The organism is Halorientalis pallida (genome assembly GCF_004118325.1).
Classification (GTDB): Archaea; Halobacteriota; Halobacteria; order Halobacteriales; family Haloarculaceae; genus Halorientalis; species Halorientalis pallida.
In genome coordinates, this window is sequence record NZ_RDFA01000004.1 from 70,835 (window position 1) to 92,995 (window position 22,161).

The 22,161-nt window shown below is 68.3% G+C and carries 24 protein-coding genes; 11 read left to right on the top strand and 13 right to left on the bottom strand.

What is annotated here, in order from left to right; genetic code table 11:
• Positions 1–93: 93 nt before the first annotated feature.
• From EAF64_RS11950 to EAF64_RS11960, 3 genes are all read right to left on the bottom strand, one after another.
• The gene (locus EAF64_RS11950) at positions 94–1,470 is read right to left on the bottom strand and encodes a D-aminoacyl-tRNA deacylase (protein WP_129069226.1); all 1,377 of its coding nucleotides are present in this window, start codon (positions 1,468–1,470) and stop codon (positions 94–96) included.
• Positions 1,470–2,855 (bottom strand): sodium:calcium antiporter, encoded by a 1,386-nt coding sequence (locus tag EAF64_RS11955; RefSeq protein ID WP_129069227.1) that lies wholly within the window; start codon positions 2,853–2,855, stop codon positions 1,470–1,472. Before EAF64_RS11955 ends, EAF64_RS11950 begins: the two co-directional genes overlap by 1 nt.
• A gap of 75 nt (positions 2,856–2,930) precedes the next feature.
• Complete coding sequence (locus EAF64_RS11960; RefSeq protein ID WP_129069228.1) at positions 2,931–3,311, bottom strand: hypothetical protein; 381 nt, start codon at positions 3,309–3,311, stop codon at positions 2,931–2,933.
• Between the two features lie 116 nt (positions 3,312–3,427).
• On the opposite strand from EAF64_RS11960, the gene EAF64_RS11965 reads away from it, so the two are divergent.
• The 5 genes from EAF64_RS11965 to EAF64_RS11985 are packed head-to-tail and all read left to right on the top strand — an operon-like array spanning position 3,428 to position 7,980.
• Positions 3,428–4,225 (top strand): shikimate dehydrogenase, encoded by a 798-nt coding sequence (locus EAF64_RS11965; protein WP_129069229.1) that lies wholly within the window; start codon positions 3,428–3,430, stop codon positions 4,223–4,225.
• A gap of 25 nt (positions 4,226–4,250) precedes the next feature.
• On the top strand, positions 4,251–4,829 hold the full coding sequence (locus EAF64_RS11970) for a helix-hairpin-helix domain-containing protein (RefSeq protein ID WP_129069230.1): 579 nt from the start codon (positions 4,251–4,253) through the stop codon (positions 4,827–4,829).
• 42 nt (positions 4,830–4,871) lie between these two features.
• The gene (gene pabB / locus EAF64_RS11975) at positions 4,872–6,452 is read left to right on the top strand and encodes an aminodeoxychorismate synthase, component I (protein WP_129069231.1); all 1,581 of its coding nucleotides are present in this window, start codon (positions 4,872–4,874) and stop codon (positions 6,450–6,452) included.
• Positions 6,449–7,117, top strand: coding sequence for an anthranilate synthase component II (locus EAF64_RS11980; RefSeq protein ID WP_193767664.1), 669 nt, complete (start codon positions 6,449–6,451; stop codon positions 7,115–7,117). Before pabB ends, EAF64_RS11980 begins: the two co-directional genes overlap by 4 nt.
• Positions 7,093–7,980 (top strand): aminotransferase class IV, encoded by an 888-nt coding sequence (locus EAF64_RS11985; RefSeq protein WP_129069232.1) that lies wholly within the window; start codon positions 7,093–7,095, stop codon positions 7,978–7,980. Before EAF64_RS11980 ends, EAF64_RS11985 begins: the two co-directional genes overlap by 25 nt.
• 5 nt (positions 7,981–7,985) lie before the next feature.
• On the opposite strand, the gene EAF64_RS11990 is transcribed toward EAF64_RS11985, so the two are convergent.
• From EAF64_RS11990 to EAF64_RS12000, 3 genes are all read right to left on the bottom strand, one after another.
• Complete coding sequence (locus tag EAF64_RS11990; RefSeq protein ID WP_129069233.1) at positions 7,986–9,362, bottom strand: outer membrane protein assembly factor BamB family protein; 1,377 nt, start codon at positions 9,360–9,362, stop codon at positions 7,986–7,988.
• Positions 9,363–9,469: 107 nt separating this feature from the next.
• Positions 9,470–9,667, bottom strand: coding sequence for a hypothetical protein (locus EAF64_RS11995; protein WP_129069234.1), 198 nt, complete (start codon positions 9,665–9,667; stop codon positions 9,470–9,472).
• Position 9,668: 1 nt separating this feature from the next.
• Positions 9,669–10,721: a saccharopine dehydrogenase family protein gene (locus EAF64_RS12000; protein ID WP_129069235.1), complete on the bottom strand. Its 1,053-nt coding sequence runs from the start codon at positions 10,719–10,721 to the stop codon at positions 9,669–9,671.
• Between the two features lie 92 nt (positions 10,722–10,813).
• On the opposite strand from EAF64_RS12000, the gene EAF64_RS12005 reads away from it, so the two are divergent.
• Positions 10,814–11,260 carry a Rieske (2Fe-2S) protein gene (locus EAF64_RS12005; RefSeq protein WP_129069236.1) on the top strand — a complete coding sequence of 149 codons (447 nt, stop codon included), beginning with the start codon at positions 10,814–10,816 and terminating at the stop codon, positions 11,258–11,260.
• Here the strand turns inward: EAF64_RS12005 and EAF64_RS12010 are convergent.
• Both EAF64_RS12010 and EAF64_RS12015 read right to left on the bottom strand, forming a co-directional pair.
• Positions 11,248–11,745: a hypothetical protein gene (locus EAF64_RS12010; protein WP_129069237.1), complete on the bottom strand. Its 498-nt coding sequence runs from the start codon at positions 11,743–11,745 to the stop codon at positions 11,248–11,250. The two genes, EAF64_RS12005 and EAF64_RS12010, sit on opposite strands and share 13 nt — an antisense overlap.
• A 111-nt stretch (positions 11,746–11,856) precedes the next feature.
• Positions 11,857–12,153 (bottom strand): transcriptional regulator, encoded by a 297-nt coding sequence (locus tag EAF64_RS12015; protein ID WP_129069238.1) that lies wholly within the window; start codon positions 12,151–12,153, stop codon positions 11,857–11,859.
• A 121-nt stretch (positions 12,154–12,274) separates the two neighbouring features.
• Here EAF64_RS12015 and EAF64_RS12020 point away from each other — a divergent pair, with 121 nt between their 5' ends.
• On the top strand, positions 12,275–13,240 hold the full coding sequence (locus EAF64_RS12020) for a sugar phosphate nucleotidyltransferase (protein ID WP_129069239.1): 966 nt from the start codon (positions 12,275–12,277) through the stop codon (positions 13,238–13,240).
• Positions 13,241–13,263: 23 nt separating this feature from the next.
• Here the strand turns inward: EAF64_RS12020 and EAF64_RS12025 are convergent, their stop codons facing one another.
• The 5 genes from EAF64_RS12025 to EAF64_RS12045 form a co-directional block, all read right to left on the bottom strand.
• Positions 13,264–13,986: a diphthine--ammonia ligase gene (locus EAF64_RS12025; protein ID WP_129069240.1), complete on the bottom strand. Its 723-nt coding sequence runs from the start codon at positions 13,984–13,986 to the stop codon at positions 13,264–13,266.
• A gap of 45 nt (positions 13,987–14,031) precedes the next feature.
• Positions 14,032–15,162: a DUF373 family protein gene (locus EAF64_RS12030; protein ID WP_129069241.1), complete on the bottom strand. Its 1,131-nt coding sequence runs from the start codon at positions 15,160–15,162 to the stop codon at positions 14,032–14,034.
• 45 nt (positions 15,163–15,207) lie between these two features.
• Positions 15,208–16,209, bottom strand: coding sequence for a signal peptide peptidase SppA (gene sppA, locus EAF64_RS12035; RefSeq protein WP_129069242.1), 1,002 nt, complete (start codon positions 16,207–16,209; stop codon positions 15,208–15,210).
• Positions 16,210–16,362: 153 nt separating this feature from the next.
• Positions 16,363–17,253 carry a coiled-coil protein gene (locus EAF64_RS12040; RefSeq protein ID WP_129069243.1) on the bottom strand — a complete coding sequence of 297 codons (891 nt, stop codon included), beginning with the start codon at positions 17,251–17,253 and terminating at the stop codon, positions 16,363–16,365.
• 249 nt (positions 17,254–17,502) lie between these two features.
• On the bottom strand, positions 17,503–19,353 hold the full coding sequence (locus EAF64_RS12045; RefSeq protein ID WP_129069244.1) for a hydrolase: 1,851 nt from the start codon (positions 19,351–19,353) through the stop codon (positions 17,503–17,505).
• A gap of 135 nt (positions 19,354–19,488) precedes the next feature.
• Between EAF64_RS12045 and EAF64_RS21015 the strand changes: the two genes are divergently transcribed.
• The 4 genes from EAF64_RS21015 (at position 19,489) to EAF64_RS12060 (ending at position 22,088) form a co-directional block, all read left to right on the top strand.
• Positions 19,489–19,635 (top strand): hypothetical protein, encoded by a 147-nt coding sequence (locus EAF64_RS21015; protein WP_193767665.1) that lies wholly within the window; start codon positions 19,489–19,491, stop codon positions 19,633–19,635.
• Positions 19,636–19,674: 39 nt separating this feature from the next.
• Positions 19,675–20,088, top strand: a complete 414-nt coding sequence (locus EAF64_RS12050) for a DUF371 domain-containing protein (RefSeq protein ID WP_129069245.1) — start codon at positions 19,675–19,677, stop codon at positions 20,086–20,088.
• Positions 20,089–20,215: 127 nt separating this feature from the next.
• Positions 20,216–21,034 carry an endonuclease III domain-containing protein gene (locus EAF64_RS12055; protein ID WP_129069246.1) on the top strand — a complete coding sequence of 273 codons (819 nt, stop codon included), beginning with the start codon at positions 20,216–20,218 and terminating at the stop codon, positions 21,032–21,034.
• Positions 21,027–22,088, top strand: a complete 1,062-nt coding sequence (locus EAF64_RS12060; protein WP_129069247.1) for a phosphotransferase family protein — start codon at positions 21,027–21,029, stop codon at positions 22,086–22,088. Before EAF64_RS12055 ends, EAF64_RS12060 begins: the two co-directional genes overlap by 8 nt.
• Positions 22,089–22,161 lie beyond the last annotated feature (73 nt).

Below are 22,161 nucleotides of genomic sequence, written 5' to 3' on the forward strand. Positions count from 1 at the left end.
TAAAGGGGAAATTGCAGAGCAGGATTAATTATCTTTCCCCTCCTGTCAGCCGCGCGTCATACGTTGCGTTCGATTCGTTAGGGGCGAATTAAACTACAGGGAGAAGCGATCTTCCCGTTCGGAGCGGACCCGGTCGGGCGGGATGGTGCGTCCGTCGACTTCGACAGGTTCGCCCGCGGATAGTCGGCCGAACTTGGGGCCTTCGGGGACGCCGAGGGTCTTCGCCTTCTCCGGGTCGAAGGTTTCCTCCCGGGCGATCACAGCGTCCTCGCGTCGCTCGACCGAATCGTAGGCCGTCCGGAGTAGGTCGACGATACCGTCGATAACCGTCGTATAATCTCCACGTGAAGCGACGGCCACCCGGCCCGCAACTCGGTTCCCGTTCTCTTCGGTCTCGAAGGCCAGCGCGGACGCAACGACGAGCTCACGCGTGCGTTCCTGGTCGATCCCCTGCGCCCTGTCGAGCAAGTCCCCGGGGAGCGGGATCGTCTCGAACGCCGCGTCCGGGGCGGCCGCGGTGGCCGATTCGCCGAACCGCAGTCCGTCCGCGACCGGGCCGAGCGTACCTTCCAGTCGGTCCACGAGCGCCAGCGGGACCCCCGTGACCGCGCGCAACCACGTCTCGCCGACGACGCGGTAACCGAGGGCCCCGATTTCGTCACGGAGGTCGGGGTGATCCCCGTCGACGACGGCGTGGGTCGCCGCGCTCTCCTCGAAGGCCGCGTCCACGAGGGTCCGGTTCGCGGCGGGGTCGCCCATCGCCTCCAGTCCCCAGTCGGCGGCGAGGTGGCCGACGGCCCAGTCGGTCTCCCGGACGATCCGCTCGAACCGTGGTGCGTAGTGGCCCCCGCCGAACCCGACGAGGTGGCGGCGGACCGTATCGCCGTCCGGGCTCGCGTCGCGGCCGACCGGTTCCGGGTCGACATCCGGGGCGACCCCGCGGAGGTCGAGAATCGCCCGTGCGACCGCCTCGGCGGCCGCCGGATCGTCCCACTGGGGTTCGCCGCTCCCAACCTCGACGAACATCGACGGGACGCCTACGTCGGTCGGGCCGTGGTGGGTACACTCCATACCCACGTCGTAGTCCGCGGGCGCGTGAGTGGCGAGGGCGTCGAGGACGTGGCTGTGAGCGTGGGGGCAAGCCCGTGCGAGTGCGTCGTCCTCGCCGCCGTGTTCTGCCGGCCCGAAGTTGCCGGTGTGGTGGGCCGTGAGGAGTGGCCCGGTCTCGCCACTGTGCCGGGACGCGAACACGAGCAGGTCCGGCTCCACGGGGAAGGCGTCGGCGGCGTCGGCCAGGTGGAGGTGCCACGCGTCGAACCCGCGGAGCCGTGCCCCGTCGGTGGCGTAGGCGGGGCCCGCGGCGTCGGGGTGGTCCGGCGCGTCGAGCGGTTCCCACTCCACGAGTTCGCGCAGGTGGTCACCCACGTGTTCGGAGGCCCGGTCCGCGTGGGAGACGACGATCCCGAGCATCAGTCAGCCTGCTCCATGTAGACGGGTTCGCGCCCGACGGCCGTCCGGACCGCATCACTGGCGAGGCCGAACAGGCGGTGCAGCGAGTCCCGGCGCTTGACGAACAACAGCGTCCCACCGACGAGATAGACCGCCGTGTACGCGAGCAGTAGGTCGTGGCTCGTGATGGGTAACTCGAGCAGGTTCCTGATGAGGGCGAACTCGAGCAGGACCTGCGAGAGAAACAGGACGAACAGGACCACCGCTTCCCGGATCGTGATCTCGAAGTTACAGAGGAGTGCCAGCGCGAAAAAGGACTGGCCGGCGGTGATCCAGATCTCGGCGGACTGGCGGGCGTCGAACGGGAGCGTCCCGACCGACCCGAGCGCCAGCGAGTAGACGACCGCGATGGTTCCGATCAGCAGCGTCCACTGGTTGAGTTTCGAGGAGATCAGGGCGTTGAACCCGGCGGTCGAGCGGGCCTTGTTGACGAGGACGGCGACGACGATCAACTCGGGCGACTCGCTGGCCAGCGGCGCGACCCACTGGATCATGAAGAACTCGGGGATACCGTTCTGGAGCCCGATGACTTCGAGGCCGTGGGCGAACGGCTCGACCGCGATGAAGATCATCGCTCCCGAGTAGCCAAAGAGGGTGAGGACGGCCAGCGGTCGCCACGGGAGCGACCACCCCTGGAGGTAGTTCGGTACGCCGACGGTGTGCTCGCTCTCTTCCACGTCGGATTTCAGCACCAGGCCGATGTAGGCGACGTAGAGGCCGACCAGCAAGAGGGTATCGAGTACGTCGATGCCGCCGCCGAGCGGCACCGCGAACGCCCACGCGGTCGCCAGGAAGAGGAACGTAATCTCCGTGGCGATGTCCTCGTTGAGCTGGACGGCGTCGCCGAGCCACCCCTCACGGTTCACGACCGCCGGATCCCGCGTGTCGAACGACCGCCAGACGGTGAACGCCGCGATGCCGGCCCAGCCGATGCCGATGAGGATGCGGTTCGCACCGGTCATGTTGGCGATAGCGAGGTTGGCGTCGTGGCAGGCGGCGGCGACCGGCGTCGCCTGTGCTTCGATCTGGGCGGAACTGAGAGCCGAACACGCCTCGGCCGTCGCGCCGCCGGCCCCGGCGCTCCAGGCGTACAGCGCGTCGACGGCGTACTCCGGGGCGACCGCCAGCACCGCCAGCACCGCGATGGCGAACGCCCGCGGCACGTCCTTCTCGGCGGTTTCGGCCCCCCACGCGAGCAGAAACGACGCGCCGAGGATCGCCACGCCGCTGAGGGCGACCTCCGCGACGATCCCGACGTGAGCCCCGGTGAGAAAGGTCGCGACCCACGGTGCCGTCAGAGCGGCCGCGACGGCGACCGCGACGAGCGGATGGCGAAGTCGAGTCACTACCCGGGCTGAAACAGCAAGGGAAGGAATGTCTTGCGAAAATAGCGGGCCGTCTCGACGGCCGTCCGTCGATCGTCACCGACGGACCACCGACCGGATCGCCGCGCCGAAGTCGGCGTACAGCCCCACGAGTGCGCCACAGAGAATCGTCACGAGTCCACCCCAGAACGACGGAGTGGAGAAACCGGTGATCGAACTGCTCCCCCACACGACCCAGCCAAGCCCGGTGATCGTCTGTCCCGTCGCCCCGAGATGGTTCCCGAGCGCGAGTTCGATGGCCGCGATCGCCCAGAACAGAAGCGTCAGCCCCAACAGCATAACGACTCCGAGTCCGCCGACGATGTCGAACCACCAGACGCCCCCGACGAGGGCTGCAAACGCGGCCGAAACCGTGCCTCCGAGTCCCACCCAGAATCGTCGTCCGATCCCTTCCAGCGCCACTGGATCGTACGTCATCCGTGTCATCGTTCGGCACTGTCGGACAGAACCGTTCGAGCGTCGGCGAGGCCTGCTGCATCGAGGGTCGCTCGTGCAGCGATGCGATTATGCCGACCCCGTGACTGGCCACCGGTATGGACGTGTACGGACTGATCGGGAATCCGGTGGGGCACTCGCTGTCGCCGCCGATGCACGAGGCGGCCTACGAGGAACTGGGCATCGACGCCCGCTACGTCACCTTCGAACCGCCCGCGGACGGCGGCGCGGCGGCTGTCGAATCGGCCGCGACACTGGGCGTTCGCGGCCTGAACGTCACGATTCCGTTCAAGCAGGACGTGCTGGCGGCTGTCGAGCCCGCACCGCTGGCCGAGCGCATCGGCGCGGTCAACACCGTCGATTTCGGCACCGACCCGCCGACCGGCTACAACACCGACGCCGTCGGTGCGACCCGCGCACTCCGCTCACACGACGTGGCGCTAGAGGGGACGGCGGTCGTCGTCGGCGCGGGCGGCGCGGGGCGAGCGGTCGCGTTCGGCCTCGCCGACGAGGGAATGAGTGTCGGCATCGCGAACCGTACCGAGTCGAAGGCCCACGACTTGGCCGCGGAAGTGCCCGACGCGACGGGACACGGCCTCGACGCGCTCGGCGAACTCGTCACCGACGCGGACGTGTTGGTCAACTGCACAAGCGTCGGGATGAAGGAGGACCGCTCACCGGTTCCAGCCGACGCACTGCACGCCGACCTGGGGGTGTTAGACGCCGTCTACGACCCCATCGAGACGCGGTTGCTGCGGGACGCGGCCGAGGCAGGGGCGACGACGGTCGACGGCGCATGGATGTTGCTGTACCAGGGCGTCGAGGCCTTAGAGCGGTGGACCGGCGCGGACGCACCTGTCGAAAAAATGAACCGCGTTTTGCGGGAGCGTCTTTAAGTAGGCGGGTTGACTATACCGGACCATGGGGCTGTTCAAGATACTGAAGTCGGTCATCGGACTCGGCAGTTCCGGGTCTCGCTCGACGTCCGGAACAGCCGAGCCCGGGCGCGACAACGTCGACGTGACGGTCGAACACGAACCCGAACCGGACACCACGTCCGAAGACGCGGTCAAGGGAACTGGCGACGAGACGACTGCGGACGCGGCATCGAGCCCGGCCACCGAACCGGCCGGCGAGAGTGACACCGAACCGGCGGTCGAGGCCGACGAATCGGACGCCGAGAACGAGAGCGCCGCGGAACCCGAGGTCGAGGCCGACGAGGCCGATACCGAGGCAGAGACCGACACCGGGGACGCCGGAACCGAGTCGGCCGACGAGGCCGACGAGGCCGAACCCGAGATCGAGGTCGAAGACGCCGACGCGTCGACGGACGCCATCAAGGGAATCGGCCCGTCCTACGCGGAGACGCTGGCCGACGTCGGGGTCGAGACGGTCGGTGACCTCGCGGCGGCCGACGCCGCCGACATCGCGGACGGGACCGATCTCTCGGAGAAACGCGTGGGCCGCTGGATCGCCCGCGCTCGCGGCGAAGACGAGTAGAACCGCAAAACGGTTACTCTTGTATCCGTTCTCTTTCGGTAGATGACGACGCCGACGGTCGTGACCGACGGGACCACTTTCAAGAGCGTCGCCGACGGTGTCACGCCCGGCACGCGCGTTCCCGTAGAGGTCAGGGTGGCGGTCGACGACCCGTTCACGGCCTACCGGCGTGCCCGCCCGGCCGATGGTGGCGACGAGGCCCCCGACGGGGTCTACCTCGAAACCACGGGCGGCCAGTCCGGGTGGGGCTACTTCGGCGTCGATCCGGTCGACTGGGTGACCGTCGGTCCCGACGCGGGGGACGCGCTCGGGACGCTCGGCGACCGCCTCGGTGCGGAGTCACTGGCCCGTGGCGACTGCGACGTGCCCTACCCCTGCGGGGGGGTGGGCTGGCTCTCCTACGACCTCGCCCGGGAACTGGAGACCCTGCCCAGCGACGCCGACCGCGACCGCGCCCTCCCGCGAGTGCAGGTGGCACTGTACGACCGTCTGTCCGCGTGGGAAACGCCTCGCGACGAGGGCGGCGAGACGACGCTCCGGGTGACCGCCTGTCCGCGGGTCGACCCCGACGGCGAGCGGGGGCGACCGGTCGCCGCGGCCTACGAGCACGGACTGGCGAGGGCGACCGAATTGGTCGAGCGGGCGACGACGGGCGACGCGTCGGTCGGCCCGCCACCGGTCGAGAGCGAGACCGCTCGCTTCGAGAGCGACTGCGGCCGGGCGGCCTTCGCCGACCGGGTTCGCCGGGTCAAGACGTACGTCCGCGACGGGGACACGTTCCAGGCGAACGTCTCCCAGCGGCTGACGGCCCCGGCGGCGGTCCACCCGGTCGAAGCCTTCGACGCGCTCCGGCGGGTCAACCCCGCACCCTACTCCGCGCTGGTGGAGTTCCCCGGCGTCGACCTGGTGAGCGCCAGCCCCGAACTCCTGCTGGAACGGACGGGCGACGAACTGGTAACCGAGCCCATCGCCGGCACGCGTCCCCGGGGCGGGACCGAGGCCGAGGACCAGCGGCTGGAGCAGGACCTCCGGACCGACGAGAAGGAACGCGCCGAACACGCGATGCTGGTCGACCTGGAGCGCAACGACCTCGGGAAGGTCAGCGAGTTCGGCAGCGTCGAGGTCACCGACTACCGGCGGGTCGACCGCTACAGCGAGGTGATGCACCTCGTCTCGGAGGTCCGGAGTCGTCTGCGTGACGGTGTGAACCTGGCGGACGCCATCGCGGCGGTGTTCCCCGGCGGGACGATCACGGGCGCGCCCAAACCCCGGACGATGGAGATCATCGACGAGGTTGAGGCCACGCGTCGCGGCCCCTACACCGGGAGCGTCGGTATCTTCGGGTTCGACGGCCGGTCGACGCTGAACATCGTCATCCGGACGCTGGTGCGCTACAGCCGGGAGTACCACCTCCGGGTCGGCGCGGGAATCGTCCACGACTCCGACCCCGAGCGCGAGTACGAGGAGACGCTCGACAAGGCCCGGGCGCTGGTGACGGCGGTCGACGAGGCGCTGGGCCGACGCGGCGATCTGACCGTCCGGACCGCGACCGACGGAGGCCCCGTGAGTGGGACGAACGGGGTCTCGTCGGAGGACCGATCCGACGGAGGCGAGACGCGATGACGATTACCGTCCTCGTCGTCGACAACTACGATTCGTTCGCCTACAACCTCGTCCAGTACGTGGGTGAGGTCGTGACCGATCCGTCCTGGGGCGTCGTGGACGAACCGGGGGCGGGCGAGGTGCTCGTCCGCCGCAACGACGCGGTTACGCCCGCAGAGATCCGCGACCTCGATCCCGACGGCATCGTCGTCTCGCCCGGGCCGGGCACGCCGGCGGACGCGGGCGTGTCGGTGCCGATCTTCGCGGCCCTCGACTACCCGACGCTCGGCGTCTGTCTCGGCCACCAGGCGCTGTGTGCGGCAAACGGCGCGCCGGTCGGCCACGCCGAGGCGGTCGTCCACGGCAAGCCCTCGACGGTCGAACACGACGGGCGAGGGTTGTTCGCCGACCTCCCCGAGCGCTTCGAGGTGGGACGGTACCACTCGCTGGCCGTCGAGCGCGCCGACCTGCCCGACGTGCTGGACGAGACCGCCTGGACTGTCGGCGCGGAAGACGAGACCGACGATGGTGTCGACCCCGGCGAACCACGGGTCGTCATGGGGGTGCGCCACTGCGACCGACCCCACTACGGCGTACAGTTCCACCCCGAGAGCATCCTGACCGACACCGGCAAGCGACTGATCGCGGCCTTCTGTACACGATGTCAGACTACAGCTACCACGTAGACGGCGAGATCGTTCCGGCCGACGACGCGACGGTCAGCGTCCGCGACCGCGGGTTCATGTACGGCGACGCGGCTTTCGAGACGCTGCGAGCCTACGGCGGCGAGGTCTTCGCGTGGGACGCCCACGAGGCCCGACTCCGGAACACCTGCGACCTGCTGGGCTTCGCCGAGGCGGTTCCCGACGACCTTCGCGAGCGCGTGCGGGCGACCCTCGACGCGAACGACCTCGACGACGCCTACGTCCGGCTCTCCGTGACGCGGGGCGTCCAGCCAGGCAAACTGACGCCCAATCCCGACGTGGACCCGACGGTCGTCGTGCTCGTGAAGGACCTCCCACGGGGCGGGGTCGAGGGGACGACGCCGTGGGACGACCCGGCGGTGGTCCAGACGGTCAAGACTCGGCGGACCCCCGACGCCGCGAGTCCGGCGGCGGCCAAGACGCACAACTACCTGAACGGGATCCGGGCACGGCTCGAACTCCGGCGGGCCGAGACCGACGCCTTTCGCGCCGACGAGGCCCTGCTCCGAACCACCGACGACGCCGTCGCGGAGGGCGCGACGAGCAACGTCTTCTTCGTCGACGGGGGTGTCCTCAAGACCCCCGGCGAGGACTGCGACATCCTCCCCGGCGTGACCCGAGACGTGGTGATCGACCTGGCCCGCGAGGAGGAGTTCCCGGTCGAACCCGGCCGCTACGAGGTTTCCGAGGTCCGGGACGCAGACGAGGCGTTCCTGACGAACACGACGTGGGAGATTCGGCCGATCGCCAGCGTCGACGGCATCGAGATCGGGACCGGGCCGATGACGAAACTGCTCTCCCGGCTGTTCGAGGAGCGGATCGAGCGCGAGTACTACGAGCAGTAGGGAGATCAGGCGGCCGCCGTCGTGTAGAGGGTCACGCCGTCACCAGTGTCGACGGCGATACCCTGGCCGGTCGAGGCGAGCCTCGCGACCTGTCCGGTGTCGATTCGCCACAGCTCGTCCAACGTGCCGGGATCGATCGCGCGGACGCTATCTGCGGTCGCGTAGACGACGGCACCGCCGGCCCCGATCGGAGGGTGTCCGACCGGTGGCTGGCGGAGTCGCTCGACGCGCTCGCCGGTCCGCAGGTCGTGTATCGCGTAGGATCGGTCACTGTAGAGGTGTGCGTACTCGCCGATCAGCCGCGCCCCGGGACGGGCCGCCCGCGTGAGTCCGTACGGTTCGGTCCACAGGCGCGCGCCGGCGTCGTCGAGGACGGTGAAGACGGACTCGGCGTCCCGGGACGGCGAGCGCCGGGCGAGGATCCCCCGATAGCCGTCGGTGACGGTCGGTGCCCGGTACGGCACGACGTCGAGCGGCGACGACCACTGCTCGGTGCCCGCCGTGTCGTAACTGTAGACCGACCACTGCCGGCCCCGCTCCTGTGTTCGACCGGGACGCTCGGTGAACACGACCTCGGAACCGATCGATCGCACCGGCGAGATCCCGCGGTCGAACGCGGTCGACCAGCGCGCCGTTCCGTCAGCACGGTCGACGGCGTAGAGGACACCGCGGTTCGCGGTGTAGATGCGTTCTTCGTCGGCGAAGGGGTAGGCCAGTTGCGACGTCGGCCCGCCGACGTCGAACGACCAGCGGCGACGTTGGGCGACGCCGTCGTACGCGAGCAGTGTCGGCGTCCGCCCCGCCTCGGCCAGGTCCGTCCCGACGACGACCGACGCACTGTCGAACGTCGACGGCACTGTGAGGGGAAAACCGTCGAACCCGAATGTCACGTCGCCGCGCATCGACGTGAGGTCGATCCGGTAGAAGGAGCCGCGTCCGGTCGATACCGAAGGACTGTGACACGGGACGACGAGGACGTCGTCCGCCCAGCCAGTACCGAGGCCCCACGGGTGGTCGGGCAACTCGAACGTCGCCCGGCGCTCACCGGTCTCGCGGTCGAAAACGTACGCTCGGCCACCGGAGTCGCCCCCATCCGACCGGACACCGCTCGTCGCGACCGCGTACTGGGGCCCGACTGCGAACCGCGAGAGAGACCCCCAGAGATCGACCGTCCACCGTTTCTCGGGCCTGACGGTCAGGTCGGGCGACGGTGCGTCGGCCGTTCCGTCACCACCCCCACCAGCCGCTCCCGTCGTGGCGCCACTCGTCGCCGATCCGCCGCTGTCGGAGCGTTCCGGCCCCGACGAACAGCCGGCGAGTCCAGCCACTCCGAGGGCGCTCGCTGTCAAAAACTGCCGGCGGCGCGTCGTCCGATCGTACATCGGCCACACTTATCGTAGTAATTATTTAAATTCCCGTATGTTTGTGGGCCGGACGTTCCGGCTGTGCGATCGGCACGGAACGAGGTGGTGACGTCCAGAGCGTCGGGTCACTTTCCGCCGAAGCTCGCGTCGTCTAGCACCGTCTCGAACAGCAGGATGAGATAGACCGCCGCAGAGACGAACACCGCCGCCGGCCAGTCGATGCCCAGCGGTAGGAAGACCAGCGCGCCGGCCAGGATGGCGGCGAGACCACCGAGCACCAGGGCGAATCCGATCCGCGCTCGACGGGTGAGTTCGGCCGCCATCTCAGATCACGTCCTCGCGTTCGACGCCGGGCAGGTCGAGGACCAGCTCCGGGCCGTACGCACCGGCGGGCGTCTGGTAGCCGGTCGGCGCGTCGCCATCGAGGACGCGGCCGGCGATTTCGAGTGCGGACTCGACGGTCAGCTTGTAGGTCTCGGGGGTCTCCAGCCGGGAGACGGCGCGGCCACCGTCCTCGTCGGTCACTTCGCCCCAGACGTATCCCCGGCCGCGCTCGCGAGTGCGCTCGCCGGGACCGGTCACGGCGGTGTCGACGACGCGCTGGAGCGTCGATTTGACGGGGCCGATATCGAGCAACGGCGCGACGGGTCGGGTCCCGCGCATCGCCCAGATAGCCGGTTCCGGCGCGGCCATGTACACCTCGATGTTGGGGATGCCGGTCGTGTGGTAGCCGGTGACCACGTCCCCCCAGGGGATGGTGACGGCGGAGCGCTCGCCGGACCCGAAGTCGATCTTCCGGGTCCGGTAGGCAGCCGGCACGGATTCCAGCAGGCCATCCCGGCGGACGTAGCCGCCGTCGCCCGCGTAGTTCAGCATGGTCTTCATCGTCCCCGGCGAGATGTCGGCCAGGCCCTTGAACGCCAGCGCGAGGTGGGTCGCGTCGGGGAGGCGCTCGGCGAGGTGAGCGGCCAGACAGTCCGTGGGCACTACGTCGAAGCCGACGCCGGACAGCAGCACGACGCCAGCGTCGGCGGCCCGCTCGTCGTAGCCCGCGACGGCCTGGAACACGTCGATCTCCCCGGTGATGTCCAGGTAGTGCGTGCCGGTCTCGATGGCGGCCTCGACCATCGGTTCGTATGTCTCGACGAACGGGCCGGCGCAGTTCAGGACGACGTCGACCGAATCGAGGGCGTCCGTGACGGCGGCGGCGTCGTCGAGGTCGAACGCGGCCATCTCGCAGTTCGACTCGGCGGCCTGTTCGGAGAGCTTGCGCTCGTTGCGGCCGGCCAGTATCGGGTCGAGGCCCCGCGCCGTGGCTTCCTCGACGATCAGTTCCCCCGTGTACCCGTACGATCCGTAGACGAGCAGCCCGGACATACCCGACCGTCGGAGGGCCGGCCCCGTTAAGCTAGCGAGTCGGCCTCGTCACGAACCGAGGCGTTGAAACCCGCGACGGTCCAGAATCCGACATGGACGAGGACAGCCGGATCACGGCCGTCGCCGAGGTACCGACGGACTCCACCTTCCTGTTCCGGGTCCGAAATCGCGAAACCGACGAAGAGAAAGAGGCGATCGTCGTCCGTGTCACGGAAGACGGGGACGACGGGGACGACCCCGGCGAGCTGGCCTGCTGGCTCAACTACTGCCAGCACTTCACGCACATCAAACTCGACAAGGGATCGGGCGCGCCGATGCGGGACGGCGAAGTGATCTGTGCCAACCACGGCGCGTACTTCGAGAAGGACACCGGCGTGTGCACCTACGGCCCCTGTGAGGGGGCCTATCTGCAGGCCGTCGAGATCGAGGTCGCCGACGACGCCGTCTACCTGACCGACGACGACTACGCGTTCGTCGGTGTCGGGCCGGGTGAGCAAGACGATCTCGACCTCTCCTCGAAGTCCAACTACGAGTTCTGACTCGGCGGCCGCCGCTGGGTCGTCTGGAGACCGCGCGTGGTCCCCACGAGGACCATCAGCGCCCCGACGAACGCCAGCAGGACCGACCCGAGTAGGGCGAAAAGCGAGTTCCCGAAGTCGAAGCCGGTGACCAGCAATGCCGGCGGGCCGACGGCGAAAATCGCCCCCAGGAGTACGGATATCCGCTGGGTCCGCGTGAACGCCTGCTCGCGAAGGAGCAGCCGAGACGAGCGCCCGGGGACCGCCAGTCCCGCGGCGGTGATCGTCATCCCACCGACGATTCCCACGATGGACGCAACCAGGGAGTCCATGTCCCACCCGGGCGCCCCGCCCCGCTGGCTCGGGACCCGTGGTTCCTGCTGGCCGCCCTCCAGAACCCCGGTCAACAGCTGCGGAAACGCGAGCGTCACGATGCCGGTCAGCAGGACCGCGATCCCCACCGCGACCAGTGCCGTCCGCACGACGGCGCCCACTGTTCCGCGCACGTTCCTCCCATCCCCGTTGAACGCCCTATAGTTTGCTACTTTGAGGTGACCTGTCGGTTTCGCCACCCGAATCTGGGGGCCGCGGTCTCCCGGTTCCGACGGGTCGAGTGGCTACTCGATCCGGAAGGCCGGTTCGTCGACGCTCTCGCTTTTACACTCCGGACAGCGGCCGGGTCGGTTCAGCAGGTCGTCGAAGTCGTCGAACCCGCAGTCGCGACAGGTCGGCGGCGCGACGAGCAGTCGCTCGTCGGTGTGTTCGAGCGACTGGGCGATGTGTTCGACGTGGCTGATCGCCGCGCTCGCCTCGATCTCGAACTCCCGGGCGATCGCCCCGGCGGGCAACGCCTCCTCGCGGAGCCGATCGGTCACGCGCTGGCGGGTCGTCTTGTCCGTCTTCGCCTCGCGCATGGCGGTCGTTTGGGTCCGATTACCATACCTCTTCTGGACGACGCAAACTGGTGGGCGGGAGACGGTACCCAATCGTGCGGGGTCCAAAAAGAACTTAGCCCCGTAGAGTGACGCTCCGGACATGGAAGCAGTGGTTCTCGCCGGGGGCTACGCGACGCGGCTGTGGCCGGTCACGAAACACAGGCCGAAGATGCTCCTCCCGGTGGGGGAAACGACCGTCATCGATCGCATCCTCACGGAGCTAGAGACCGACGAGCGCATCGAGAACGTCTACGTCAGCACGAACGAGCGGTTCGCGCCCGACTTCGAGGCCCACGTCGAGCAGGAGGGCTACGAGAAACCGCAGCTCTCCATCGAGGAGACGACCGAAGAAGACGAGAAGTTCGGCGTCGTCGGCGCGCTGGCCCAGCTGGTCGAGCGCGAAAACGTCGACGACGACCTGCTCGTCGTCGCCGGCGACAATCTGATGGGTTTCGATACCTCGGACTTCCTCGACTACTTCGAGACGAAGGGCGCGCCGACGCTGGCCGCGTACGACGTGGGGAGCCGCGAGAAGGCCAAGTCCTACGGCCTCGTGGAACTGGACGGTCAACAGGTCGTCGACTTCCAGGAGAAACCCGACGATCCCAACAGCACGCTCGTCTCGATCGCCTGCTACGCGTTCCCGGCCGAGAGCATCCGCTTTGCGGAGTACCTCGACGGCGACAACAACCCGGACGAACCGGGCTGGTTCATCCAGTGGCTCCAGTCTCGCGAGGACACCTTCGCCTTCGCTTTCGACGACGCCTGGTACGACATCGGTACCCCCGAGAGCTACCTCGAGGCCGTCGCCTGGGAACTCGACGGCGGGCAACTCGTCGCCGAGAGCGCCACCGTCGAGGGCTCGACCGTCGGCGAGAACGTCCACGTCCTCCCCGGTGCCGAGGTGATCGACTCGACCGTCGAGTCCGCCGTCGTCTTCTCCGACGCCACCATCGAGGACTGTGAGATCCGCGACTCGATCATCGACAAGGAGACCCACGTCGAGAACCTCGACCTCGCGGGCGCGCTGATCGGCGCGCACACGCAGATCACGAACGGGAACTGACGGGCTGTCGCCTTTTCCTCCGGTCAGTCCAGCCAGGCGTCCTCGATCTCGATGTAGCCCCGTGATCCCTCCCACACGGTGTCGTAGTCCAGTCGGATCGGGCGGTCCATGTGTGGCCCGTCGGTCACCAACGTCTCGAACTCGCCGCCCTCGCCGAGGACGTGGACGCCGTACTCATCGTTGAGGGCTTCGAGATCCGCCAGGGCGTCCCGGTCGAGCGTCCGGCCGAGCCAGGACTCGTCCAGCCCGTAGGCCGCGACCTGGATGATCCGGATCTCGAAGCCGGCCGCCAGCATCGCGTCGGCGAGGTCGCGGGGGTCTTCCTGCCAGAGCGGGGCGAACAGATCGGCACCGAGTCTGTCGGCCATCGCCTCGATCCGGCTGGTCTGGTACTCGCTCTCGACCGCGCCCGCGGTCAGGCCGGCGATCCCGCCGGGGAGGTCGCCGTCGAGATCCCGGAGGGCGGCTTCGAGGGGTTCCAGTTCGGCGTCGCCCTGTGCTCCGGCGTCGGTCGCCGTCGCCGCCTCGAAGTCGTCGGGGTGTACGTCGACCAGCGGGATGCCGACGCTCTCGGCCGCCAGCGCGGTGAGGTTGGTCGCCGGAACGTGGTACATGTAGGAGTCGCCATCGGGGTGGACGGTGACCAGTCGCTCGACCGCCAGTCCGTCTTCGAGCGCGCGGTACAGCGCCCACGAGGAGTCCTTGCCGCCCGAGAAGAGACTGACCCACGCGCCGTCGTCTGCCATGTCTTCGGGTTGTCGGCGGCCGCGTAAATCCACACCGGTCCCGTGTCACTGCTGTTCGGCGAGCTCCTCTTCGAGGTCGGCCTCGTTGAAATACGAGGAGAAGCGCACACCGACCAGCGAGACGAAGATGCCCGCGAGAATAAAGAGCAACAGGCGGATCCGGGGTTCCAGCGTCATGCCCTGTATCGAGACGGCACCGACGTCCATCGCCGGCATCCGGAACGCCGAGAACACGCCCGCACTCTCGAGGAAGAACGCGGAGAACCCCCGGACGACGAGCCCGACCGCGACCGCACCGAACGGCAGGTTGACGTAGGCGCTGCGCACCCGGTCGTCGCGGATGATCTCGTCGAGCAGGCGGCCGGTCGAGCCGGCGAAGGCCGCCGCAGTCAGCCACGGGATCGCGTCGAAGGCAAAACGCATCGCGAGGATGAAGGGCGCGTCGCTGCCGGTCGCCGACACGCCGATGGCACCCGCGAAGACGCCGATCAGCGCCAGTCCGACGGCCACGACGTAGGTGACAAGCGACACCCGCCCCGAATAGAGGGCGTTCTGGATCTGCCCGGGCAACGAGGCCAGCACGGAGTCGATGCCCAGCCCCTTGTAGAGGAAGAAGACGCCGATGACGGCGGCGATGGCACCGGCCGCGACGGCCGGGCTGTCCGCGAGCGTCATCAGCGCCGGAAAGGCGAGCAAGGCGACGCCCACGGGAACGAGGACCGTCTTCCGGAGTTCTTCGTCGGCGAGGAACTGCTTGAGCAGGTAGTAGGTGGACTCGATGTCGCGGGCCTGTCGGACGACGACGCGGTCGACCGCGTCCACACGCACCCGGCTCTCGACGATTGGCACCAGACGTTCGTCCTCGGCGCTGTCGACGACGACGACCGCCGATTCGAGGTCGTACTCCTCGACCAGCTGTTCGGTCTGTCGCGCGACGGCCCTGTCGGTCGAGACGGAGTCGCCGGCCGCCGAGAGCACCGCGACTACCACGTCTTCGCCGTCGTCGCGCAGGTCACGCGTGACCCGCAACGCTTCGAGCACGCAGTTGACACGGCTGTCTTCGGGATCGGCCACGCCCAGATCCGTCACGAGCGACTGGACGGCCTCCCACCCCACGACCGGCGGCTCCGCACCGAGGTTCCCCGTCCGGTCGATACACGCCACCAACGTGGTCACGACCGACGTTCGTGGCCCGACGGATAAAAAACATTGCAGGCCGACTCAGAGCCGGAAGTCGAACCCGTCGGCGTCGTCGAAGACGCTCGCGACCCCGGCACCGAACGCGTACGCGACGGAAGCCGCTCCGCCACCGATGCGGTCGCGGAGCCCCAGCGACGGCGTGAACTCCCGAACGCTGACCGATTTCCCGAGGTGCTGTTCCAGCCGGTCCTCCACGTCCTCGCGGGTTCCGATCTCGTCGACCAGCCCGATGTCGTGGGCCTCGCCGCCGAGGTAGATCCGGGCTTCCGTCTCCCGAACCCGCTGGGGGTCCATGTCCCGCCCCTCGGCGACGGTGTCCACGAAGTCGTCGTAGTAGTCGTCGACGATCCCCTGGAGGTACTGGCGTTCGTCCTCCGAGAGCTCCTTGAGCGGGACGCCGGCGTCCTTGTACTCGCCGGCGGTGAACTGCTCGTAGCTCACGCCGAGTTCGTCGGCCAGGTCGTTGACGTTGACCCGCGAGCCGATGACGCCGATCGAACCGACGATACTCCCGCGGCGCGCCCACAGTTCGTCACAGCCGCTGGCGATGTCGTACCCCCCGCTCGCACACACGTCCGTCGCGTACGCGACAGTCGGGCCGTCGAACCGTTCCGCGGCCAGCCGGATGTCCTCGCTCGGGACGATCTCACCCCCCGGCGTGTTGAGTTTCACGAGCAGGGCCTCGGCCGCCCCACTATCGGCCCGTTCGATCTGCTCGACGATGGCGTCGGCGTCCGCCCCGGTCGGACTGGAGACGAGACTGCCGCCCGTGGACCTCGTGATCGGTCCCTCGACGGCGACCTCCGCGACGTTGTACCCCGGGAGGACGGCGCTGGCCACGGACCCGCCCGCCCGAACGGCCAGCGGGAGGAGTGACACGACCAGCACGACCCCGAGCAACGTCGTCAGGTCCTGGGGGTAGACGACCAGCAGTAGCCACGCGAGCGCGACGATTCCGATCACACAGACGAGTGCGAGGACGCCACGACCCAGCGCCCGCAACCGTCCTTGTCCACCGCTCATGCCTGGCTCTCGGGGCCCGACGACAGTAAAACTACCAGCCTTCGACCGACACCGACCGGCGGTTCGGCGTGTCCAGTGGGAAGGTTCGAACTTGGCCGTAGCAGTCGAGCATCGCCACTGACCGAGCGAAAACGAGAGAGAATCCCGCGTCGTCTAGAGCAGCCCCGTCTTCTGGAGCTTCATCAGGTCCTCGGTGTCGAGGGTTTCGCCTTCCTTGAACTTCTGGTAGATCTCCTCTGCCTCCTCGCGTGCGGCTTCCTGCTCTTCCTCGCGCTTGCTGCGTTCCTCCTCCTCTTCTTTCTTGTCGAGTTCGCGCAGGCGCTTCTGGACGCGCACGAAGTCCTCGTGGTGCTGGTCGGCTGCCTCCTGGGCCTCCACGAACTTCTCGTGCATCTCGTCGGCTTCGTCACGGATCTCGTCGGCCTCGCGGTAGGCCTCGATCATCTGGTTGTGATGTTTCTGGGCCTCGTCGGCGAGTTCCGTGACTTTCTGGTGGTGCTGGGAGGCTTCCGAGCGGATCTCTTCGGCTTCCGCCTTGAGTTCCTCGACGTCACCGGTCTGATCGAGTTTCTCCTGTTTCTCCTGGAGCTGTTCCCGTTTGTCCTCGATCTTCTCGATCAGTTCCCGCTCTTCTTCCGGGTTGAGGACCTCGGTCTGCTGTTTGAACTCCAGATCCTCGATCTCCTCTTTGAGCTGGTCGATGGAGCTTCCCTCGTCGAGTTCGAGGTCGGATTTCATCTCCTCGACCTGATCGAACAGCTCGTTTGCTTCGGCGTTGAGCTCGTTACGTTTCTCCTTGTGTTCCTGGACCTGGGAGTTGAGCTCGTCGCGCTGCTCGCGGTGTTCCTGGGCCTCGTCGACCTTCTCGCGAGTCTTCGCGTTCAGGTCGTCCCGGCTGGAGGCACGCTCCGATGCGAGCTGGTTCAGATCGTTTCGTCGGTCGCGGAGCTGACCGGCGAGTTTGATCAGTTCGCCTTTCGATTTGTTTTCAATGTCGTCGTCTGTTACTTCGATGTTTTCGGATTCGTCGATTGACTCTGCCATATTTTAACACCTCTATGCCATTACCGCTCCAGCACGCGACAGTTGGGACTGCGTGGCGACAGCCAGCACCTGATAAGTAGGATTCCCTGTCATTCTACGGGCATCGCACGATACTGCCGGAACGCTGGAGGCGTTCTGGTGAATCATACTATTGGGGAAGACAATTTAAATATTCCGGTCGCTAACCCCCGTGAAAACAGCTACCAAACGCCCGACGGGACCACGGTACGGTCTCGCATGGACCGGCAATTACCGGTGGAAGCGGTAGGTGTTTTCCACGACCCGATCCGGAAGCGACAGAGCCAGTGTGGCCGACTCGGCCTCGTCCGGAATCGCAATCGAGTCCGGCGTCGCGGTGTCCCCAGCCTCGACGCTCACTTCGACTTCGCCGCCCTCGTCGCCGGCGGACCACTCGATGGTTCCCGAAATCCCGTCCCGCCCGTCGTTGAGGACCGTCAGCGGCGTCGTCTCACCGGGAGCCGGCGCGGCGAGCGTGGCCTGGACGGGTTCGTAGGCCTCCCGGAGCGCTTCGAATCCAGTCTTCGGGTCGCCGTCGCGTTCGACGACGCCCATCCCCGCAGGCGTGGCGTCACGGAGGGCGTGCGCCGCGAACAGCGAGCTGTCGCGCCGCCGGAGTTCCTCGGCGACGCGCTTGACGACGCGGGCCTGGTAGGCCTGTGAGGCGTCGGTTCCGCCCTCGACGTGGGCATCGTGTTTCGCCCGGTCGAAGGCCGGGTCGTCGTCGGGTATGACCGTACCGTACGCGCCGGCCCCGAACTCGCCGACGACGTCGCCGACCTCGAACGTGTCGAGGACCCAGCTCACGTCGTCGACGTCGCCGTAGTCCCAGCCGGGATACAGCGTCGGCGCGTCGGCCCCACTGCCCAGCGCGCCCACGACGGGAAAGAGGAGTCGGTCTTCGGGAAGCGCCGTGGCGACCGACTCGGCCGGCCCGCGGTCGTAGCTGGCTCGCCAGGCCCGCCAGCGCAGGCGCAACCGGTCGAGTGTTCCGGACCCGAGCGGCTCCGGAAAGAGATCGAGCGGGTCGTCGTGAACGCTGTACGCGAACAGCGAAGGGTGCCGTCCGTAGGTCCGGTCGAGCGCGGCCGCGAGATCCTGGCCGCGGTCGGCGTCGAACCCCCCGGGACCGGTCAGCGGCAGGTCCTGCCAGACCAGCAGGCCGGCCTCGTTGCAGGCCTCGTACACTGCGGGGTCAGGCGCGTGAGCGTGCATGCGTACGAAGGTGGCGTTGGCGTCGACGGCCCGCTCGACGTCCTCCGGGGTGGCCGAGAGGAGCGTGACGCCCCGGCCCGGGACGCGTTCGCCGTTGACGACCAGGCCGTCGGCGTCGCGGTCCACGGAACAGAGGCCGGTGACGACGGAGCGAGTCGCGTCGCCGATCTTCGCCCGGACGGTGTACCGGTGCTGGGGCCCGAGTCCACGCGGCCACCACAGCGACGGGTCGCGCACGTCGATGGTGTGTTCGACGACGGCCCGTTCGCCGGCGTCGGCCTCGACGGCGGCCCGGTCCATCATCCCCCGGCTCTGGAACTCGCCTTCGGGGCGCAGAGAGAAGGTGACGCGATCGTCGAGGTCGGTGTCCGTCTCGACGATCGCTCGAACGTCGATCTGTGCGTTCCCCTCGACCAGCCGCGGGTGCACGTCCAGTTCGTAGATGAACGTGCTGGGGTGAGTCTCGACCGTCGCGTCCCACCAGATACCGGGGATGCGGTCGCGGTCCGGGATCAGGTCGGTGTCGTGGACGCCGCCGAACCGGTCCTCGGGCGGGCGGCACTCGACGATCAGTTCGTTCTGGTCGTCGGGTTCGAAGGAGTGGCGGAACGGTCGGAAGTAGGCGTCGTGTTCGCCGACGAGATCGCCGTTGAGCCAGATGCGCGCGTGGGCGAATAGCCCCTGCAGTTCGATGACGGCGCGGTCCTCGTCGCCCGACCGGGGGTCGTCGAACACCGAGCGGTACGCGGCGGCGTCGGCGTCGGCGAACACCTGTGGCCGACCCGGTATCTCCACCGGCGTCCACACGTCCGGTTCGGGTTTGCCCGCCCCCGGCTCGACCGACGTCCCAGTCCACTCGCCCAGCATATACGTGTCCGGGCGTCCGCCTGTGCCATATCCTTTACGCGACATTCGGCCCTCGAACTGGACCCGGCCCGACTACTTTCACTTTCACCCCGCGGACGGCTCGCTTTGATACCCGATCCGCTCGTCTCTACTGACATGATCGAAGAACTGTCCTGTACCTGCAGTGGCTGCGACCGAGAGCTCCGCGAGGAGTCGCTCCGACTTACCTACCGGACCGACGGCGGCGAGCGCCGCGCGTACGAGTGTGCCTGTGGCACCGTGACCATCACCGTCGCGCGCTGAAACGACCCGCTGAAGTGGGCCGGGCGGAAACGCCGGAGTATGGAAGAAGTCGTTCGCGCACGCGGCCACGAACACGTCTCGGCCGAGCACGCGAGTACCTTCGAGGTCACGAGCGACGACTACCTCACCCCGGCCGGCGACTGCATCCTCGGCATCGAAGCCGACCGCGTCCCCGCCGACTTCGACCCCGAGTTCGTCGCCGCCTGCCAGTCGGCCGACGCGACGATCACCGTCACGCTGGAAGCCGGCGGCCACACCGAAACCGTCACCGGCCGCGGCCACCCCGACCTCGCCTTCGAGAACGACCGTAGCGCCGTCGGCCGCACGAGCGACTACGTCGACGACCGAACGATCCTGGTCGAGGCCGACGCCGCTGCCGAGAGTCTGGACCGTGAGCTCGTGGCGGCGCTGGCCGATGGCGCGGATCTGACGATGACGCTGACCGTCGAGTGAGCCTGCCGGGAGTTCACCCTCTCCTCTGTCCCGAAAGGTCATTTCGACACGGAACAGTCTCCCCCCGCGTCGGGGTCCGGCTCCGATCGACCGGTGTTCCTTTTGAGTCTGGGTCGCTAGACGGGGTATGTCCGACGACCCCGAACCGGCCGAGAACATCAGCGGGGGTACAGCGGGCGGCGGCTACGCAGACACCTTCGACGCCGACGCGCCAGCGACCCGCGCCGACGCCGTGGTCGACCGTCTGGGCGACCTCTACTGGCAGAAGTCCTACGGCGGCCGGGACGCCTTCGAGTGTCTCGTCCGCACGATCCTCAGTCAGAACACCAGCGACGTGGCCAGCCAGCCCGCCCACGACGCCCTCGTGGATCGATATGGAGGTGGGCCGGACCTCGCAGAGGCGCTCGCCAGCGCCGACCAGCCCGAACTCGCCGAGACGATCAGTTCGGCCGGACTCTACAACCAGAAGTCCGAGCGCATCGTCGACATCGCCGAGCGCATCGTCGAGGAGTACGGCGGCGAAGACGCGTTCGACGCCTTCGTCCGCGAGGACGACCCCGGAACGGTTCGGGACACGTTGCTCGACATGACCGGCGTCGGTCCCAAGACCGCGGACTGCGTGTTGCTGTTCGCCGGCGGTCGCGACGGCGTCTTCCCCGTCGACACGCACGTCCACCGCATCGCGCGCCGGATCGGGCTCGCACCACCCGAGGCCGACCACGAGACCGTCCGGGAACACCTCGAACGCGACGTGCCCGGCGGGAAGTGCGGGTTCGGCCACACCGCGATGATCCAGTTCGGTCGCGAGTACTGTTCGGCGCGCAAGCCCGACTGTCTCGACGACCCCGAGGCCTGTCCGATGGCGGACGTCTGCGACCAGGTCGGCGTCGATCCGACGGCCGGCGACGTGACCGATCCCGCCGAGGCCGGGGTGGCCGATGACTGAGACCGCCGGCGGCGCGAGTCGCTATCTCGACACCGAAGGCGTCTACCGCAGAGTCGCGGAACGGCTGGGCCGGGCCGAGACGTGGTCGCTCAGCCACCACGACGCCGGACTGGGCAACGAGACGCTGTTTCTCGGCTGGGGCTCGCGACGGTTCGTCCTCCGGCGGCCGCCGCTCTCGGAGACGACCCGAGCGAGCCACGACGTGCGCCGGGAGTACCGGGTGCTGTCGGCGCTGGACTGGACGGACGTGCCGACGCCGCGGCCCGTGCTGGTCTGTGACGACGAGTCCGTCGCCGGCGCGCCGTTTGCCGTCCAGCAGCGAGTGTCCGGGGACGTACTCCGCCACGGCGAACCCGTCGAGTACGCGACGCCTGACTACCGCGAGACGGTCGCCGAGGAACTCGTCGATACGCTCTCGGCGATCCACGCCGTCGACCTCGACGAGGTGGAGTTGACCGACCTCGGGTATCCGGACCTCTCGGCGCGGATCGAGACGTGGCGCGCGCGGTTCGACCGCTACCGCGCCGAGACCGACCGCGAGGTTCCGGGCGTGGACGCGGTGGCCGACTGGCTCGCCGCGAACGTCCCGGCGTCGGGCGAGCGGACGCTGATCCACGGCGACTACACGCTCGCGAACGTGGCGTTCAGTCGGTCGACGCCGCCGGAACTGGTCGGGGTCCTGGACTGGGAGCGAGCGGGTGCCGGCGACCCGCTGGTGGACCTCGGCCGGCTGACGGCGTTCTGGTTCGAGAACGAGAGCGAGCGCGCGGGACTGCCCGCAGTTGTGGTACCCGGGTTCACGACGCGCGAGGGATTCCCGTCACGGTCGGCACTCGTGGATCGGTACGAGAGCGCGACTGGGCGACCGTTCACCGACGAGCGGTTCTACCGGGCGCTGGCGGTCTACGAACAGGCCGCCGTCTGCGAGGGGTACTACCTCCGACACCTGGGAGGGGAGTCCGACCGGCCGGCGTTCGCGGCGATGGCCGATGCAGTTCCGGCACTGCTCGAACGCGCCCAGCGGATCGTCGAGGGAGAGGAACGGGGTCTCTGACGGGTGACCCCGCCGTGACCGTCATTCCAGCGGACCGAGGCAGGGGCGAGCAGGCGACACGGGGGGTATCCGG

Excerpts from the sequence above, each read along its gene's own strand:
- EAF64_RS11950 (WP_129069226.1), bottom strand. The coding sequence starts at position 1,470 with ATGCTCGGGATCGTCGTCTCCCACGCGGACCGGGCCTCCGAACACGTG.
- EAF64_RS11960 (WP_129069228.1), bottom strand. The coding sequence starts at position 3,311 with ATGACGTACGATCCAGTGGCGCTGGAAGGGATCGGACGACGATTCTGG.
- EAF64_RS11965 (WP_129069229.1), top strand. The coding sequence starts at position 3,428 with ATGGACGTGTACGGACTGATCGGGAATCCGGTGGGGCACTCGCTGTCG.
- EAF64_RS11970 (WP_129069230.1), top strand. The coding sequence starts at position 4,251 with ATGGGGCTGTTCAAGATACTGAAGTCGGTCATCGGACTCGGCAGTTCC.
- pabB (WP_129069231.1), top strand. The coding sequence starts at position 4,872 with ATGACGACGCCGACGGTCGTGACCGACGGGACCACTTTCAAGAGCGTC.
- EAF64_RS11980 (WP_193767664.1), top strand. The coding sequence starts at position 6,449 with ATGACGATTACCGTCCTCGTCGTCGACAACTACGATTCGTTCGCCTAC.
- EAF64_RS11985 (WP_129069232.1), top strand. The coding sequence starts at position 7,093 with ATGTCAGACTACAGCTACCACGTAGACGGCGAGATCGTTCCGGCCGAC.
- EAF64_RS11990 (WP_129069233.1), bottom strand. The coding sequence starts at position 9,362 with ATGTACGATCGGACGACGCGCCGCCGGCAGTTTTTGACAGCGAGCGCC.
- EAF64_RS11995 (WP_129069234.1), bottom strand. The coding sequence starts at position 9,667 with ATGGCGGCCGAACTCACCCGTCGAGCGCGGATCGGATTCGCCCTGGTG.
- EAF64_RS12000 (WP_129069235.1), bottom strand. The coding sequence starts at position 10,721 with ATGTCCGGGCTGCTCGTCTACGGATCGTACGGGTACACGGGGGAACTG.
- EAF64_RS12005 (WP_129069236.1), top strand. The coding sequence starts at position 10,814 with ATGGACGAGGACAGCCGGATCACGGCCGTCGCCGAGGTACCGACGGAC.
- EAF64_RS12015 (WP_129069238.1), bottom strand. The coding sequence starts at position 12,153 with ATGCGCGAGGCGAAGACGGACAAGACGACCCGCCAGCGCGTGACCGAT.
- EAF64_RS12020 (WP_129069239.1), top strand. The coding sequence starts at position 12,275 with ATGGAAGCAGTGGTTCTCGCCGGGGGCTACGCGACGCGGCTGTGGCCG.
- EAF64_RS12025 (WP_129069240.1), bottom strand. The coding sequence starts at position 13,986 with ATGGCAGACGACGGCGCGTGGGTCAGTCTCTTCTCGGGCGGCAAGGAC.
- sppA (WP_129069242.1), bottom strand. The coding sequence starts at position 16,209 with ATGAGCGGTGGACAAGGACGGTTGCGGGCGCTGGGTCGTGGCGTCCTC.
- EAF64_RS12040 (WP_129069243.1), bottom strand. The coding sequence starts at position 17,253 with ATGGCAGAGTCAATCGACGAATCCGAAAACATCGAAGTAACAGACGAC.
- EAF64_RS12045 (WP_129069244.1), bottom strand. The coding sequence starts at position 19,353 with ATGCTGGGCGAGTGGACTGGGACGTCGGTCGAGCCGGGGGCGGGCAAA.
- EAF64_RS21015 (WP_193767665.1), top strand. The coding sequence starts at position 19,489 with ATGATCGAAGAACTGTCCTGTACCTGCAGTGGCTGCGACCGAGAGCTC.
- EAF64_RS12050 (WP_129069245.1), top strand. The coding sequence starts at position 19,675 with ATGGAAGAAGTCGTTCGCGCACGCGGCCACGAACACGTCTCGGCCGAG.
- EAF64_RS12055 (WP_129069246.1), top strand. The coding sequence starts at position 20,216 with ATGTCCGACGACCCCGAACCGGCCGAGAACATCAGCGGGGGTACAGCG.
- EAF64_RS12060 (WP_129069247.1), top strand. The coding sequence starts at position 21,027 with ATGACTGAGACCGCCGGCGGCGCGAGTCGCTATCTCGACACCGAAGGC.